The following is a 15,117-nucleotide window of genomic DNA, read 5'->3' on the forward strand; positions in this document are numbered from 1 at the left end:
CGTTTGCCTAGGGGGCGGTGCGGGTTGGGGTCACGACGACGGCGCTGCGCACGGCGCGCACATCGAGGCTGATCTGATAGTCGTTGAGCTGCTTGGGCGCGATGGTCAGCAGCGTGCGCCAGAGCGCCTGGTCGACTTCGCGGTAGCCCACCACCAGGCCGACCTGGCGGGTCGCCGGGTTGAGCGCCCGCTCGATGTCCAGTTGCTCGCCGGGCTGTACCAGTACTTCGTCCTGGTCGATGAGGTCGACGCCGAGGGTGGCCTGGGCGCGATCGGCCAGGGCGAAATAGTCGGCGCGGTTGAAGTTGGCGCTGTTCTTCAGCTCGAAAATCCGTACGCGCACGGGCGCGGGTACGCCGTCGGCGCCGGGGTTGAGGCCGGCAATGGCGTGGAAATGCAGGGAAGCCGTGGCGCTATCGGCAGCAACAGGGGCGTCGACGGGCGCTGGAGCGGCCGCGTCCTTGGCACATGCGCCGAGCAGCAGCGTGAGGGCTGCGGCCAGTAAAACTCGGTGAATCATCCTGCGTCCTCAATGACCTGCTGACTGTCCGTTTATCCATATAACAACTGCAAACCAGCGCCTTGCCCGAAACCCTGTGGGAGCCGGCTTGCCGGCGATGGCGTCCGGCCAGGCGGCACAAGACTCAAGGGCCTCATCGCTGGCAAACCAGCGCCTACAAAGTCCGTGGTGGGCTTATCCCTTGCGCAACCGCGCGCTGTGTTCCTCGTACGCGCGACTGAACTCCCGACCGAACAGGTCCTGGAAATCCTCCTCGGCCTCACGGGAAATATTCGTGTACAGCTCGGTGAACTGCTGCCAGTACTGGGCCTGGCGCGAACCGCTGAACAGGTTCGACAAACCGCCGGGCTTGCTCAGGCGGGTCTCCAGCGCCGAAGGTTCGAAACGCTTGAGCAGGTGTTTGATCGCTGCTTCCACGCCGGCCATCACCGCCATCTGGTGCGCCCGCAGGTCGTCGAAACTGTCGCTGACCGCCTGGTCCGGTGCCATGAAGGCCTGGTTGCCGTGACGCAGCAGCAAGAGCAGCGCTTCATCGGCATTCGGGGCGAATTTCAACGGGTTGTTTTCCACCGGGCGAATCAGCGTCTGCTGCATGCGGAACTCGCCCTTGAGGCTGCTGCGGGCCCGCAGCACATCGATCAGCCCCTCGACCATCAGCCGGTAGCTGCGGCCGATGGCCTCCATCTGCGCCTCCGCCTGGGCGGTATCGATACGCAGTTGGTCGAGACCGGCACCGCGCAGGAAGGCTTGCAGCAAATCGGCTCGCGCCGCACCGCTCGACATTGCCACGGGGGCTGGCTGGGTAACCGGGGCCACCGTCGGCGTGGGGATCGGAGCCGGGATCGGAGTCGGAGTCGGAGTCGGAGTCGGAGTCGGAGTCGGCTCGACGATAGCCTCGACAATCGCCACAGGTACGGAAACAGGAACAGTCACCGGCGTACTGGCTGGTGCCTTGGGCGTGTCGCCAAACAGATCCCAGTCCTCGGGAATCACCGCCGCGCCCGGCGCTGGCGGCACCACCGCGGGCGCCGAGCTGATCACCGGCGTCGGCGGACGAAAATCATGCTGTTGCGCTGGCACATGATCCGGCTGGGTTGCCGGAGGAATGCTCGACGGCGCCAGGAAATCGAACAGGTCCGGCAACGTATCCATCGCCGAACCGCCCTGGAAATGCGCGGCCGGGGTGCTTGGCGGCGAGATGGCGGGCGCGGCTGCCGCCCGCCCCATCAGCGCTTCGAAACTGTTGGATGAATCGCCCCCCGACAGACTCTCGGGCGCCAGTTGCAGGTTGAAATCGATACGCGCACGGATCTCGTACTCACCGATGCGGATGATTTCGCCGTCCTGCAACGGCTCGCTGTTGCCTCTGCGCAAACGAATACCGGCCTGAACTAACTCCACGCCATTGGTACTGGTATCTGTCAGATAGTAACGACCGTCTTTGTATTGAATAACGCAATGTTTCGAGGAAACCAGCCGCTCCGGATCGGGAAGAACCCAGTCATTCTCGGAACTACGGCCAATTGCCATCACTCCCTTGTCCATGGATTTCTCCGGACATTGGCCAGGGGTGATCTTGTGATAACTAGTGATAGTCAAACACAGCGACATTGCGCCTCCTTGCTGTACATCCACGCACAAGCCACCCGGCGCAAACACCTTGCGCCGGGTCTCGCCAGGGCTATGAAAATCCTGGAAAAAACCTATCTATTTCAGCCAGTTCGCCGAACCTGGTGAATTCTACCTACAAAATCCCTAAAAACGCACACGGCCTGACCCAATGGTCGACAGCCTTGACGAGTGTGTCACAACGGTAACAAAGGGCCGCTAGCTTACCTTGACAAGCTATAACTACTACACCAAAAATGCACAACTTCTTGTTTACGGATGATGTCACTATGATGTCACTTCGTATATACCACCAAGAAATATGAGAGTTTTCTGAGAGAACTTTCGCAGGAATTGCCCGACTATTCAGCGGGCGGATAAGGAGATCGATTTGGTGGATGTGCCGTTGTTGCTCGCCGCTGTTTCAGCAAACTCGCCCTGTGGCGAGGACCTGGAATATGACGCGCAATTCTTGCAATTGGAGCGTGACGCCCAAGGCAAACCCGAGCGCATCATGGGCGACTCGGTGCAAGCGGCCGAGCCGCCGGCATGGCGCGCCATCGAGCAGTCGAGCACGGCGCTCCTGCAACGCAGCAAAGACCTGCGCATCAGCCATTTTCTCGTGCAAAGCGCCCTGGCCCTCGATGGCCTGCCGGGCCTCGCCAACGCCCTGACCCTGGTCAGCCAGCTGCTCCAGCAGTACTGGGGCGAACTCTATCCGCTGCTCGACGCCGATGACGACAACGACCCCACGGTGCGGATCAACGCGCTCTCGGGCCTGGCCTGCGACACCAATATCCGCCTGTTGCGCGAAAGCGTGCTGACCCGCTCCCGGGCCTTCGGCACCGTGACCTTGCGCGCCGCGCTGAATGCCAGCGGCCTGCAGGGTTTCTCCGACGAAAACCTGAACGCCGACGAACTGGCCGGCGCTCTGCGCGACAGCGACCCCGAGCAGCTGGAGGCGGTGCGCGCCGCGCTCAACGAAGCCCGCGGTGCCATCGACAGCATCGAGCGCTTCGTCAGCGACCAGGTCGGCTCGGCCCAGGGTGTCGACCTCGGCGCCCTGCGCCAGCCGCTCAAACTGGCCGTGCAGATACTCGCCGAATACGCCCCCGGCAGCGACGCCGGCGAATCGACCGTGAACGAGTCCGAGCCGGCCCCCAGCGGGCACGACAGCGCCGCTGCGGCCCCGGCAGCCACGCGCACCGCAGCGCCGGGGGAGATCGGCAACCGCGACGACGTCCTGCGCAGCCTCGACCGGCTGCTGAACTACTACGCCCGCCACGAGCCTTCGAGCCCGCTGCCGGTGCTGTTGACCCGGGCCAAGAACCTGGTGCACGCCGACTTCGCGACCATCGTCCGCAACCTGATTCCCGACGGCCTGTCCCAATTTGAAAACCTGCGGGGCCCCGAGGGCGAATAAGCCCACCGGGACCGCGCCGCTTAGTTAACGGCAACCACCGATAACGCCAACACCGTCGCTTGAGCGACCAGGAGCAACAACGTGGCGAACACCAGCTCTCAGAAATTCATTGCGCGCAACCGCGCGCCACGGGTCCAGATCGAGTACGACGTAGAACTCTACGGCGCCGAGAAAAAGGTCCAGTTGCCCTTCGTCATGGGCGTGATGGCCGACCTCGCCGGCAAGCCCGCCGAGCCGCTGCCGCCGGTCGCGGACCGCAAATTCCTGGAGATCGACGTCGACAACTTCGACTCGCGCCTCAAGGCCATGCAGCCGCGCGTGGCGTTCCACGTGCCGAACGAACTGACCGGCGAAGGCAACCTGAGCCTGGACATCACCTTCGAGAGCCTGGACGACTTCAGCCCGGCCAACGTCGCGCGCAAGGTCGATGCCCTGAACAAGCTGCTCGAAGCCCGTACCCAACTGGCCAACCTGCTGACCTACATGGACGGCAAGACCGGTGCCGAAGAAATCATCATGAAGGCCATCAAGGATCCGGCGTTGCTCCAGGCCCTGGCGAGTGCGCCAAAGCCCCAGGACTCCGAGCCCAGCGCTTAATCAGGACGAACGATCATGACCCAGTTGCAGCAAGACAATCAGGCGTTGCCAGGCACCACCACCGAGCCCAGCGAGTTCGCCAACCTGCTGATGCAGGAGTTCAAGCCCAAGACCGAACGTGCCCGCGAAGCCGTCGAAGGTGCCGTGCGCACCCTGGCCGAACAGGCCCTGGCGCAGACCGACCTGGTGTCCAACGACGCCATCAAGTCCATCGAGTCGATCATCGCCGCCATCGACGCCAAGCTCACCGCGCAGGTCAACCAGGTGATCCATCACCCTGAGTTCCAGCAGCTGGAAAGCGCCTGGCGTGGCCTGCACTACCTGGTCAACAACACCGAGAGCGATGAGCAGCTGAAGATCCGCGTGCTGAACATCGCCAAGCCGGAACTGCACAAGACCCTGAAGAAGTTCAAGGGCACGGCCTGGGACCAGAGCCCGATCTTCAAGAAGATGTACGAAGAGGAATACGGCCAGTTCGGCGGCGAGCCCTACGGCTGCCTGGTGGGCGACTACTACTTCGACCAGTCGCCGATGGATGTCGAGCTGCTGGGCGAGCTGTCCAAGGTCTGCGCGGCGATGCATGCGCCGTTCATTGCCGCCGCCTCGCCGACCGTGATGGGCATGGGCTCGTGGCAGGAACTGTCGAACCCGCGCGACCTGACCAAGATCTTCACCACCCCGGAATACGCCGGCTGGCGTTCGCTGCGTGAATCGGAAGACTCGCGCTACATCGGCCTGACCATGCCGCGCTTCCTGGCGCGCCTGCCCTATGGCGCCAAGACCGACCCGGTAGAAGCCTTCGCCTTCGAAGAAGACACCGACGGCGCCGACAGCGACAAGTACACCTGGGCCAACGCGGCCTACGCCATGGCGGTGAACATCAACCGTTCGTTCAAGTACTACGGCTGGTGCTCGCGGATTCGCGGCGTCGAATCCGGCGGTGAAGTACAGAACCTGCCGGCCCACACCTTCCCGACCGACGACGGCGGCGTGGACATGAAGTGCCCGACCGAAATCGCGATTTCCGACCGGCGCGAAGCCGAGCTGGCGAAAAACGGTTTCATGCCGCTGCTGCACAAGAAGAACACCGACTTCGCCGCGTTCATCGGCGCCCAGTCGCTGCAAAAGCCGGCCGAGTACGACGACCCGGACGCCACCGCCAACGCCAACCTGGCCGCGCGCCTGCCGTACCTGTTCGCCACCTGCCGCTTTGCCCATTACCTCAAGTGCATCGTGCGCGACAAGATCGGCTCGTTCAAGGAGAAGGACGAGATGCAGCGCTGGCTGCAGGACTGGATCCTCAACTACGTGGACGGCGACCCGGCCCACTCCACCGAAACCACCAAGGCCCAGCACCCGCTGGCCGCGGCGGAAGTGGTGGTCGAGGACGTCGAGGGCAACCCGGGGTACTACACCTCCAAGTTCTTCCTGCGTCCGCACTACCAGCTCGAAGGCCTGACGGTTTCGTTGCGCCTGGTCTCGAAGCTGCCGTCGGCGAAGGGCGCCTGATTACTGGAGCGACACGCCGCCTCCTGTGGGAGCCGGCTTGCTGGCGATCGAGTGCGCAGCACTCGCAAAACCGGTGGACGCGGTCTTCCTGAAAGACCGGGCACTCAGGAGTTACGACCGCTTCGCGGCCGATCGCCAGCAAGCCGGCTCCCACAAGGACCGCGTCATCCGCAACAAAAGCGAACCCACTGCCAACCATGGTGGGTCCTGGCTAACAACATCGTGGTGAAGACCACACTGGAGAAAACATGGCTGTTGATATCTTCATCAAGATCGGCGACATCAAGGGCGAGTCCCAGGACAAGGCTCACAAAGAGGAAATCGATGTCCTCAACTGGAGCTGGGGCATGTCCCAATCCGGCAACATGCACATGGGCGGTGGCGGTGGCGCCGGCAAGGTCAATATCCAGGACCTGTCGCTGACCAAGTACGTCGACAAGGCGTCGCCGAACCTGATGATGCACTGCGCCAGCGGCAAGCACATCGACAAGGTCACCCTGGTGGTGCGCAAGGCCGGCGGCGAAAGCCAGGTCGAGTACATGAAGATCGACCTGGAAGAAGTGCTGATCACCTCCCTGAGCACCGGTGGTTCGGGCAGCGATGATCGCCTGACCGAAAACGTCACCCTGAACTTCGCCCAGGTCTCGGTCGAGTATCAGGAGCAGAAAGCCGACGGCTCCAAGCAAGGCGGCCCGGTCAAGTTCGGCTGGAACATCCGTTCGAACACCAAGCGTTGATCCCCACGCCCCCGCCGCTCGGCGTCGGGGGCGTCTGGTGTTACCCCGAATTCGATTCAATCCCGGTGCCCGAGCATGGCCAAGCCTGCGTTTCCCGCCCAGCGGAGCTGCCACCCCGCAGCGCCCAGCCCCTGTGACGTTGCGCGATGAGCAACGTGCTGAGCGACCTCACCCTGCGCGAGCGCCTGCAACCGTCGCTGCTCGACCGGCTGACCGACGACGAGCCCGGCAACCTCCAGGAAGGCGGCGACAAACGCGTACTGTCCCTGAGCCAGCTCAAGGCCTCGGTGCTGCGTGACCTGACCTGGCTGCTCAACAGCACCAGCCTGCTCGACGCCGACGCCACGCTGCACACCCCGGCCGGGACCTCGGTGGTCAACTACGGCCTGCCGGCGCTGGCGGGCAACAGTGCCTCGAGCATCGATGTCGCCGCCCTCGAAGGCCTGATCCACACCGCCATCACCACCTTCGAGCCGCGCATCCTCAGCCACACCCTGCGGGTCCGCGCCCAGGTCGCCCACGGCGAGATGAACCACAACGCCCTGAGCTTCGAGATCGAAGGCGATCTCTGGGCCCTGCCGGTGTCGTTGCCGCTGCTGTTGCGCACCGACCTCGACCTGGAATCCGGCCATGTGCGCGTGGTGCCCGCCGAGCAACGGAGACGTTCATGAACCCGCGCCTGCTCGACCTGTACAACCAGGAACTGCAACACGTGCGCGAAAGCGCCGCCGAGTTCGCCAAGGAATACCCGAAGATCGCCGGCCGGCTGACGCTGTCCGGACTCGACTGCGCCGACCCCTACGTCGAGCGCCTGCTGGAAGGTTTCGCCTACCTCACCGCCCGGGTGCAGCTCAAGCTCAATGCCGAGTACCCGACCTTCACCCACAACCTGCTGGAAATCGCCTACCCGCATTACCTGGCGCCAACGCCTTCGATGACCGTGGTGCAGCTGCAAACCGACCCGGACGAAGGCTCCCTGGCCGGCGGTTTCACCCTGCCCCGCGACAGCGTATTGCGCGCCACCCTGGGCAAGGACACCCAGACGTCCTGCGAATACCGCAGCGCCCATGCCGTGACGCTGTGGCCGTTGCAGGTCAGCCAGGCGGAATACTTCGGCAACCCGTCGGCCGTGCTCGGCCGCCTGGCCGCCAGCGAACCGAAAGCCAAGGCCGGCCTGCGCCTGACCCTGCGTACCGGCGCCGAGTTGCCGTTCAACCAGCTCGACCTGGACAGCCTGCCGCTCTACCTCAACGGTGCCGACGAGCAGCCGTTTCGCCTGTACGAGCAACTGCTGGGCAATGCCTGCGCGGTGTTCGCCCGCGCCCCGGGCGGCGACTGGGTCGAACGCCTGCCCGGCGACGCCCTGCGCGCCTGCGGTTTCGACGACCGCGAAGCGGCGATGCCGGTGGTGGCCCAGGCGTTCCAGGGCTATCGGCTGTTGCAGGAATACTTCGCCCTGCCCCAGCGCTACCTGTTCGTCGAATTCGCCGAACTGGGCCGCGCGGTCAAGCGCTGCGCCGGCCAGGAGCTGGAACTGATCGTGCTTTTCGAGCGCTTCGACCCGAGCCTGGAAAACAGCGTCGGCGCCGCGCAGTTCGTGCCCTTCTGCACCCCGGCGATCAACCTGTTCCCGCGCCGCGTGGACCGTATCCACCTGTCCGAGCGGGTCAACGAACACCACGTGATCGCCGACCGTACCCGGCCCATGGACTTCGAGATCCACTCGCTGACCGGCGTCACCGGCCACGGCACCGGGCCCGACCAGCCGTTCCTGCCGTTCTATGCCGTGCGCGATCCGTCGCGCTACGGCCGTGACCAGGCCTACTACACCCTGCGCCGCGAACCCCGGGTGCTGTCCAGCGAACAACGGCGCAAAGGCACCCGCTCGACCTATGTCGGCAGTGAAACCTTCATCAGCCTGGTGGACAGCCGGCAGGCGCCCTACCGCCACGACCTGCGCCAACTGGGCGTCAGCGCCCTGTGCACCAACCGCGACCTGCCGCTGTTCATGAACGTCGGCACCGGCAAGAGCGACTTCACCCTGGCCGACAGCGCCCCGGTCTCGGCGATCCGTTGCCTGGCCGGACCCAGCCGACCGCGGGCCAGCCATGCCCACGACAACCAGGCTTGGCGCCTGATCAGCCAGTTGTCGCTGAACTACCTGTCGCTGAGCGAAGCCGGCCAGGGCGCCGCCGCCCTGCGCGAACTGCTGCGCCTGTACGGCGAGAGCAACGACGCCGCCCTGCAATTGCAGATCGAGGGCCTGCGCGAGGTCAGCAGCAAACCCTGCACCCGGCGCCTGCCGATGCCCGGGCCGATCGTCTTCGGACGTGGCCTGGAGATCACTCTGGAATTCGACGAAAACGCGTTTCGCGGCACCGGGGTGTTCCTCCTCGGCGCCGTGTTCGAACGCTTCCTGGCACGCTACGTGTCGATCAACAGTTTTACCGAGACGGTGATCCGTACCACCGAACGCGGCGAGATCATGCGATGGAAAGCCAAGCCCGGACGCCGTCCGACCCTGTGAGCACGCTCACGGCGATGCAGGCCGAACCCTGGGAATACGATTTCTTCCAGGCCTTGCGGCGTATCGAGTGCGAATCGCCGCACCTGCCGCGCTTCGGCCATTCCCAGCGCCTGGCCGACGACCCGTTGCGCCTCGGTCAACAGCTCGACTGCGCCTTCGCCCCGGCCACCCTGGCCTCCATGACACCGGCCAGCGAAACCACGCCGGCGCGCCTGGAGCAGTTCTTCTTCGGTCTCGGCGGCCCCAACGGCCCGTTGCCGCTGCACCTGACCGAATACATGCGCGAACGCCAGCGCAATAACACCGACAGCACCAGCAAGCGCTTCCTCGATATCTTCCACCACCGCCTGCTGAGCCTGTTCTACCGGGCCTGGGCCGAAGCACGGCCGACCGTCAGCCACGACCGCCCGGACGACGACTACTGGTCTGCGCGCCTGGCTGCCCTCAGTGGCCGAGGCATGCCCAGCCTGCTGAACCAGGGGCTGATTCCAGACACCGCCAAGTTGCACTTCAGCGGCCACCTCGCCGCCCAGACCCGCTACCCGGACGGCCTGCGCGCCATCCTGGAAGAGTATTTCGGGCTGCCGGTGCAGATCGAGGAATACGTCGGCCAATGGCTGCACCTGCCGGAACGCAGCCGCCTCGGCGTCAGCGCGCACCAGTTGGGCGTCGACTTCTGCCTGGGCCGCCACGTCTGGGACCGCCAGCACAAATTCCGCATCCGCGTCGGTCCGCTCAAGCTGGCCGACTACATGGGCCTGTTGCCCGACGGCGAACCCTTCCGCCACCTGGTGGCCTGGGTCGCCGAATACCTGGGGCACGAACTGGACTGGGACCTGAACCTGGTCCTGGAACAACCGCAAGTGCCCAAGCTGCAACTCAACGGCCAATTCCGCCTGGGTTTCAACACCTGGCTCGGCCAACCCCAAGAAGATGCCGAGGACCTGATCCTGGCCCGGCACTACGCCGACCAGGCCACCTCGGCCCACCATTCAAGGAGCCCGGACCATGGGTGAAATCAGCCGCGCCGCGTTATTCGGCAAACTCAACAGCCTCGCCTACAAGGCCATCGAAGCCGCCACGGTGTTCTGCAAACTGCGGGGCAACCCCTATGTGGAACTGAGCCACTGGCTGCACCAGTTGCTGCAATTGCAGGACTCGGACCTGCACCGGCTGATCCGTCAGTTCGATATCGAACCGGCCCGCCTGGCCCGCGACCTGACCGAGGCCCTGGACCGCCTGCCGCGCGGCTCGACCTCGATCACCGACCTCTCGTCCCACGTCGAAGAAGCCGTGGAACGTGGCTGGGTCTACGGCAGCCTGATGTTCGGCGAAAGCCAGGTGCGCACCGGCTACCTGGTGCTCGGCATCCTCAAGACCCCGAGCCTGCGCCATGCCCTGCTGGCGCTGTCGCCTACGTTCGACAAGATCAAGGTCGAAGCCCTGAGCGAGCGCTTCGCCGAGTACGTCGGCGACTCGCCGGAAAACCACCTCGGCGCCAGTGACGGTTTCAACGCCGGTGCGGTGCCGGGCGAAGCCAGCGGCGCCATAGCCCCCAGCGCCATGGGCAAGCAGGAAGCGCTCAAGCGTTTCACCGTGGACCTGACCGAGCAGGCCCGCAGCGGCAAGCTCGATCCCATCGTCGGCCGCGATGAAGAGATCCGTCAGTTGGTGGATATCCTCATGCGCCGCCGTCAGAACAACCCGATCCTCACCGGCGAGGCCGGCGTCGGCAAGACCGCCGTGGTCGAAGGCTTCGCCCTGCGCATCGTCGCCGGCGACGTGCCGCCGGCCTTGAAGGACGTCGAACTGCGCAGCCTCGACGTCGGCCTGTTGCAGGCCGGCGCGAGCATGAAGGGCGAGTTCGAACAGCGCCTGCGCCAGGTCATCGAAGACGTCCAGGCCTCGCCCAAGCCGATCATCCTGTTCATCGACGAAGCCCACACCCTGGTCGGTGCCGGTGGCGCCGCCGGCACCGGTGACGCGGCCAACCTGCTGAAGCCGGCCCTGGCCCGCGGCACCCTGCGCACCGTGGCCGCCACCACCTGGGCCGAGTACAAGAAGCACATCGAGAAAGACCCGGCCCTGACCCGCCGCTTCCAGGTGGTGCAGGTCGCCGAACCGTCGGAAGACAAGGCCCTGCTGATGATGCGCGGCGTCGCCTCGACCATGGAAAAACACCACCAGGTGCAGATCCTCGACGAAGCGCTGGAGGCCTCGGTCAAGCTGTCGCACCGCTACATTCCGGCGCGCCAGTTGCCGGACAAATCCGTCAGCCTGCTGGACACCGCCTGCGCCCGGGTCGCTATCAGTCTGCACGCGGTGCCCGCCGAAGTGGACGACAGCCGCCGGCGTATCGAAGCGCTGGAAATCGAGTTGCAGATCATTGCCCGCGAGCATGCCATCGGCGTCGATACCGCCGCGCGCCGCAGCCACAGCGAGAGCCTGCTGAGCGCCGAGCGCGAGCGCCTGGCCGAGCTGGAAACGCGCTGGGCCGAGGAGAAAGCCCTGGTGGACGAACTGCTCGCCACCCGCGCCGAGCTGCGTGAAAGCGCCGGTGTGGTGGACAGCGAGGTCGGCACGGAACAGGGTCACGCGCTGCGGGAAAAACTGGTGGACCTGCAACAGCGCCTCAGCGCCCTGCAAGGCGAAAACCCATTGATCCTGCCGACCGTGGACTACCAGGCGGTGGCCTCGGTGGTGGCCGACTGGACCGGTATTCCGGTGGGCCGCATGGCCCGCAACGAACTGGAAACCGTGCTCAACCTCGACCAGCACCTGCAAAAACGCATCATCGGCCAGGACCATGCGCTGCGGATGATCGCCAAGCGCATCCAGACCTCCCGCGCCGGCCTCGACAACCCGAGCAAGCCGATCGGTGTGTTCATGCTCGCCGGCACCTCGGGCGTGGGCAAGACCGAAACCGCCCTGGCCCTGGCCGAAGCCATGTACGGCGGCGAACAGAACGTCATCACCATCAACATGAGCGAGTTCCAGGAAGCCCACACCGTCTCCACCCTCAAGGGTGCCCCGCCCGGCTATATCGGCTACGGCGAAGGTGGCGTGCTGACCGAAGCGGTACGGCGCAAGCCCTACAGCGTGGTGTTGCTGGACGAGGTGGAAAAGGCCCACCCGGACGTGCACGAGATCTTCTTCCAGGTGTTCGACAAGGGCGTGATGGAGGACGGCGAAGGCCGGGTGATCGACTTCAAGAACACCCTGATCCTGCTCACCACCAACGCCGGCACCGAGCTGATCTCGCACCTGTGCAAGGACGCCGGCAACGTGCCGGACCCGGAAGAGATCGCCAAGGCCCTGCGCCAGCCGCTGCTGGAGATTTTCCCGCCGGCGCTGCTGGGGCGCCTGGTGACCATTCCGTATTACCCGCTGAGCGACACCATGCTCAAGGCGATCACCCGCTTGCAGCTGGGCCGGATCAAGAAGCGCGTGGAAAGCACCCACAAGGTGGCCTTCGATTTCGACGACGAGGTCGTCGACCTGATCGTTTCGCGCTGCACCGAGACCGAAAGCGGCGGGCGGATGATCGACACCATCCTGACCAACAGCCTGCTGCCGGACATGAGCCGCGAATTCCTCACCCGCATGCTCGAAGGCAAGGCGCTGGCGGGGGTGCGGATCAGCGAGCGGGATAACGAATTGCACTACCAGTTCAGCGACGCGAGCGCCTGAGCCGATGCTATTCACCCAAGCCACCCGCCTGGCCCAGATCAACAGCCCCCTCGGGCCGGATGTCCTGTTGCTCAAGGACTTCGGTGGCGGCGAGGAGCTGGGGCGGCTGTTCGACTACGAATTGCACCTGACCTCCAACGACGGCGCCCTGGACCTCAACCAGTTGCTGGGCAAACCCATGAGCCTGTCGCTGCAGGTCCAGGGCGGTCTGCGTTACTTCCACGGCATCGTCGCGCGCTGCAGCCAGAACGTCAGCCAGGGCCAGTTCGCCAGCTATTCGGTGACCCTGCGGCCCTGGCTGTGGCTGCTGACCCGCACCTCCGACTGCCGGATCTTCCAGCACCAGAGCATCCCGCAGATCATCAAGCAGGTGTTCCGCGACCTGGGTTTCTCCGACTTCGAAGACGCCCTCAGCCAGCCCTACCGCGAGTGGGAATACTGCGTTCAATACCGTGAAAGCAGCTTCGACTTCGTCAGCCGGCTGATGGAGCAGGAAGGCATCTACTACTACTTCCGCCACGAAAAGGACCGCCACGTGCTGGTCCTGGCCGACGCCTACGGCGCCCACCAAAGCGCCCCGGGCTATGAGTCGCTGCCGTATTACCCGCCGGACGGCCAGCATCGCGAGCGCGATCACCTCAACGGCTGGCACCTGGCCCAGGAAGTCCAGCCCGGCTCCCTGGAACTCAACGACTACGACTTCCAGCGCCCCAGCGCGCGGATCGACGTGCGCTCGGCCATGCCGCGCCCGCACACTGCCGGCGACTACCCGCTGTACGACTACCCCGGCACCTACGTGCAGAGCCAGGACGGCGAGCACTATGCGCGCACCCGCATCGAAGCCATCCAGAGCCTGCATGAACGGGTCGAGCTCAACGGCAACGCCCGCGGCCTGGGCTCCGGGCATCTGTTCAGCCTCACCGGCTTCAGCCGCCTGGACCAGAACCGCGAATACCTGATCGTCGGCGCGCGTTACTACATCGCCCAGGAAAGCCTGGAAACCGGCGGCGCCTCGCCCGGTACGCAGTTCGAAAGCAGCCTGAGCTGCATCGACGCGCAACAGAGCTTCCGCCCGCTGGCGAATACCTCGCGCCCTACCGTCAAGGGCCCGCAGACCGCCGTGGTGGTGGGCCCGACCGGCGAGGAAATCTGGACCGACCAGTTCGGCCGGGTCAAGGTGCACTTCCACTGGGACCGCCACGACCAGTCCAACGAAAACAGCTCCTGCTGGATTCGCGTGTCGCAAGCCTGGGCCGGCAAGAACTGGGGTTCGATGCAGATCCCGCGGATCGGCCAGGAAGTCATCGTCAGCTTCCTCGAAGGCGACCCCGACCGGCCGATCATCACCGGTCGGGTCTACAACGCCGAACAGACGGTGCCCTACGACCTGCCCGCCAATGCGACCCAGAGCGGCATGAAAAGCCGTTCGAGCAAGGGCGGCACGCCGGCGAACTTCAACGAAATCCGCATGGAAGACAAGAAAGGCGCCGAGCAGCTGTACATCCATGCCGAGCGCAACCAGGACATCGTGGTCGAGGTCGACGAAAGCCATTCGGTGGGCCACGACCGCAACAAGAGCATCGGGCACGACGAGACGGTGACCATCGGCTCGGTGCGCCTGCGCGCGGTCAAGGACGACGACATCCTGGTGGTGGGCCGCAAGAAGACCGACAGCATCAGCCAGAGCTACGTCATCGAGGTCGGCGAGAACCTGCGCCTGGTCTGCGGCGAAAGCGTGCTGGAGTTGAATGCCAGCGGGCAGATCAACCTGAGCGGCGTGCAGATCAGCTTCCACGCCTCGGGCGATGCCGAGTTCAACACCGGCGGCACCCTGCACCTGAACAACGGCGGCGGCCCCGGTGCATCGCCTGAAGGCCAAGGCGTCAAAGGCAGCATCGACGCCAGCGTCGAGGCGATGTTCCCCAAGCCCAAATAACGAGACCCGCGAGCCATGACTTACCGCCTCAATGAATTCCAGTTCGCCCTGCCCGAGAGCGAGCTGCTGGATGCCTCGATCAATATCCTCAAGTTCCCGGAGCTGGGGACGTCCCTGATCGTCAGCCGCAGCCAGTTGGCCGACGGCGAAACCCTGCAAAGCAACTTCGACGCCCAGCTCAAGCGCCTGGAACAGCAGGTTCAGGAACTGCGCTACCAGCCGGGCCAGGCCGTGCGCCTGGGGGCCGATCAGTCAGTGGATGGCATCGAGTTACGCAGCCAGTTCAGCAAGGGTGCGGAGAAGGTCTTCCAGTACCAGCTCGCCCTGGTGTTGCCGGGCACCCGCAAGATGCTCGCCCTGAGCTACGTCAAGGCCGACAAACTGGGGGATGCCGAGGCCGCGCATTGGGCGACGATCAAGCAGTCCCTGCAATTCGACCGGGTGACCTGACGGAAGCCGTGCATGTCTGACGCACTTTGGGCCGCCCGGCTGGGCGATGGACTGTCCCATACCTCGATGATGGCCGATATTCTCGGCGGTGTGCTCGAGGTCGCGGCCAACGTGGCAATC

13 protein-coding genes are annotated in these 15,117 nt (G+C 64.9%); 11 read left to right on the plus strand and 2 right to left on the minus strand.

Annotated elements, in window-relative coordinates; translation table 11 throughout:
• Nucleotides 1-7: 7 nt before the first annotated feature.
• Nucleotides 8-520 carry a type VI secretion system lipoprotein TssJ gene (gene tssJ, locus UCMB321_RS26940; RefSeq protein ID WP_040071732.1) on the minus strand — a complete coding sequence of 171 codons (513 nt, stop codon included), beginning with the start codon at nt 518-520 and terminating at the stop codon, nt 8-10.
• Nucleotides 521-694: 174 nt separating this feature from the next.
• Nucleotides 695-2,131 (minus strand): type VI secretion system-associated FHA domain protein TagH, encoded by a 1,437-nt coding sequence (tagH, locus tag UCMB321_RS26945; RefSeq protein ID WP_040071733.1) that lies wholly within the window; start codon nt 2,129-2,131, stop codon nt 695-697.
• Between the two features lie 391 nt (nt 2,132-2,522).
• Between tagH and tssA the strand changes: the two genes are divergently transcribed.
• The 11 genes from tssA (at nt 2,523) to UCMB321_RS26995 (ending at nt 14,997) form a co-directional block, all read left to right on the plus strand.
• Nucleotides 2,523-3,551: a type VI secretion system protein TssA gene (gene tssA / locus UCMB321_RS26950; RefSeq protein ID WP_209437210.1), complete on the plus strand. Its 1,029-nt coding sequence runs from the start codon at nt 2,523-2,525 to the stop codon at nt 3,549-3,551.
• A gap of 81 nt (nt 3,552-3,632) precedes the next feature.
• Nucleotides 3,633-4,148, plus strand: a complete 516-nt coding sequence (gene tssB, locus UCMB321_RS26955) for a type VI secretion system contractile sheath small subunit (RefSeq protein WP_040071735.1) — start codon at nt 3,633-3,635, stop codon at nt 4,146-4,148.
• A 15-nt stretch (nt 4,149-4,163) separates the two neighbouring features.
• Entirely contained in the window at nt 4,164-5,657 is a 1,494-nt protein-coding gene (gene tssC, locus UCMB321_RS26960) for a type VI secretion system contractile sheath large subunit (RefSeq protein WP_040071736.1), read from the plus strand.
• A gap of 37 nt (nt 5,658-5,694) precedes the next feature.
• Complete coding sequence (locus UCMB321_RS30865) at nt 5,695-5,886, plus strand: hypothetical protein (protein ID WP_157016072.1); 192 nt, start codon at nt 5,695-5,697, stop codon at nt 5,884-5,886.
• Nucleotides 5,887-5,905: 19 nt separating this feature from the next.
• On the plus strand, nt 5,906-6,394 hold the full coding sequence (locus UCMB321_RS26965; RefSeq protein WP_040071737.1) for an Hcp family type VI secretion system effector: 489 nt from the start codon (nt 5,906-5,908) through the stop codon (nt 6,392-6,394).
• 146 nt (nt 6,395-6,540) lie between these two features.
• Nucleotides 6,541-7,065, plus strand: a complete 525-nt coding sequence (tssE, locus tag UCMB321_RS26970) for a type VI secretion system baseplate subunit TssE (protein ID WP_422393869.1) — start codon at nt 6,541-6,543, stop codon at nt 7,063-7,065.
• Nucleotides 7,062-8,921 (plus strand): type VI secretion system baseplate subunit TssF, encoded by a 1,860-nt coding sequence (gene tssF, locus UCMB321_RS26975; protein WP_040071738.1) that lies wholly within the window; start codon nt 7,062-7,064, stop codon nt 8,919-8,921. Before tssE ends, tssF begins: the two co-directional genes overlap by 4 nt.
• Nucleotides 8,885-9,937, plus strand: a complete 1,053-nt coding sequence (gene tssG / locus UCMB321_RS26980) for a type VI secretion system baseplate subunit TssG (RefSeq protein WP_040071739.1) — start codon at nt 8,885-8,887, stop codon at nt 9,935-9,937. Before tssF ends, tssG begins: the two co-directional genes overlap by 37 nt.
• Nucleotides 9,930-12,611 carry a type VI secretion system ATPase TssH gene (gene tssH, locus UCMB321_RS26985; protein WP_040071740.1) on the plus strand — a complete coding sequence of 894 codons (2,682 nt, stop codon included), beginning with the start codon at nt 9,930-9,932 and terminating at the stop codon, nt 12,609-12,611. The genes tssG and tssH overlap by 8 nt, the downstream gene beginning before the upstream one ends.
• A 4-nt stretch (nt 12,612-12,615) precedes the next feature.
• Complete coding sequence (locus UCMB321_RS26990) at nt 12,616-14,547, plus strand: type VI secretion system Vgr family protein (RefSeq protein ID WP_040071741.1); 1,932 nt, start codon at nt 12,616-12,618, stop codon at nt 14,545-14,547.
• Nucleotides 14,548-14,562: 15 nt separating this feature from the next.
• Complete coding sequence (locus tag UCMB321_RS26995; protein WP_040071742.1) at nt 14,563-14,997, plus strand: DcrB-related protein; 435 nt, start codon at nt 14,563-14,565, stop codon at nt 14,995-14,997.
• Nucleotides 14,998-15,117: the final 120 nt, after the last annotated feature.

It is taken from the genome of Pseudomonas batumici, assembly GCF_000820515.1.
Classification (GTDB): Bacteria; Pseudomonadota; Gammaproteobacteria; order Pseudomonadales; family Pseudomonadaceae; genus Aquipseudomonas; species Aquipseudomonas batumici.

What these genes read in the sequence shown, in the direction of transcription:
- tssE (WP_422393869.1), top strand. Translation starts at nt 6,541, where the DNA reads ATGAGCAACGTGCTGAGCGACCTCACCCTGCGCGAGCGCCTGCAACCG.
- tssH (WP_040071740.1), top strand. Translation starts at nt 9,930, where the DNA reads ATGGGTGAAATCAGCCGCGCCGCGTTATTCGGCAAACTCAACAGCCTC.
- tagH (WP_040071733.1), bottom strand. Translation starts at nt 2,131, where the DNA reads ATGTCGCTGTGTTTGACTATCACTAGTTATCACAAGATCACCCCTGGC.
- tssG (WP_040071739.1), top strand. Translation starts at nt 8,885, where the DNA reads ATGGAAAGCCAAGCCCGGACGCCGTCCGACCCTGTGAGCACGCTCACG.
- UCMB321_RS26965 (WP_040071737.1), top strand. Translation starts at nt 5,906, where the DNA reads ATGGCTGTTGATATCTTCATCAAGATCGGCGACATCAAGGGCGAGTCC.
- tssJ (WP_040071732.1), bottom strand. Translation starts at nt 520, where the DNA reads ATGATTCACCGAGTTTTACTGGCCGCAGCCCTCACGCTGCTGCTCGGC.
- UCMB321_RS26990 (WP_040071741.1), top strand. Translation starts at nt 12,616, where the DNA reads ATGCTATTCACCCAAGCCACCCGCCTGGCCCAGATCAACAGCCCCCTC.
- tssC (WP_040071736.1), top strand. Translation starts at nt 4,164, where the DNA reads ATGACCCAGTTGCAGCAAGACAATCAGGCGTTGCCAGGCACCACCACC.
- tssF (WP_040071738.1), top strand. Translation starts at nt 7,062, where the DNA reads ATGAACCCGCGCCTGCTCGACCTGTACAACCAGGAACTGCAACACGTG.
- UCMB321_RS26995 (WP_040071742.1), top strand. Translation starts at nt 14,563, where the DNA reads ATGACTTACCGCCTCAATGAATTCCAGTTCGCCCTGCCCGAGAGCGAG.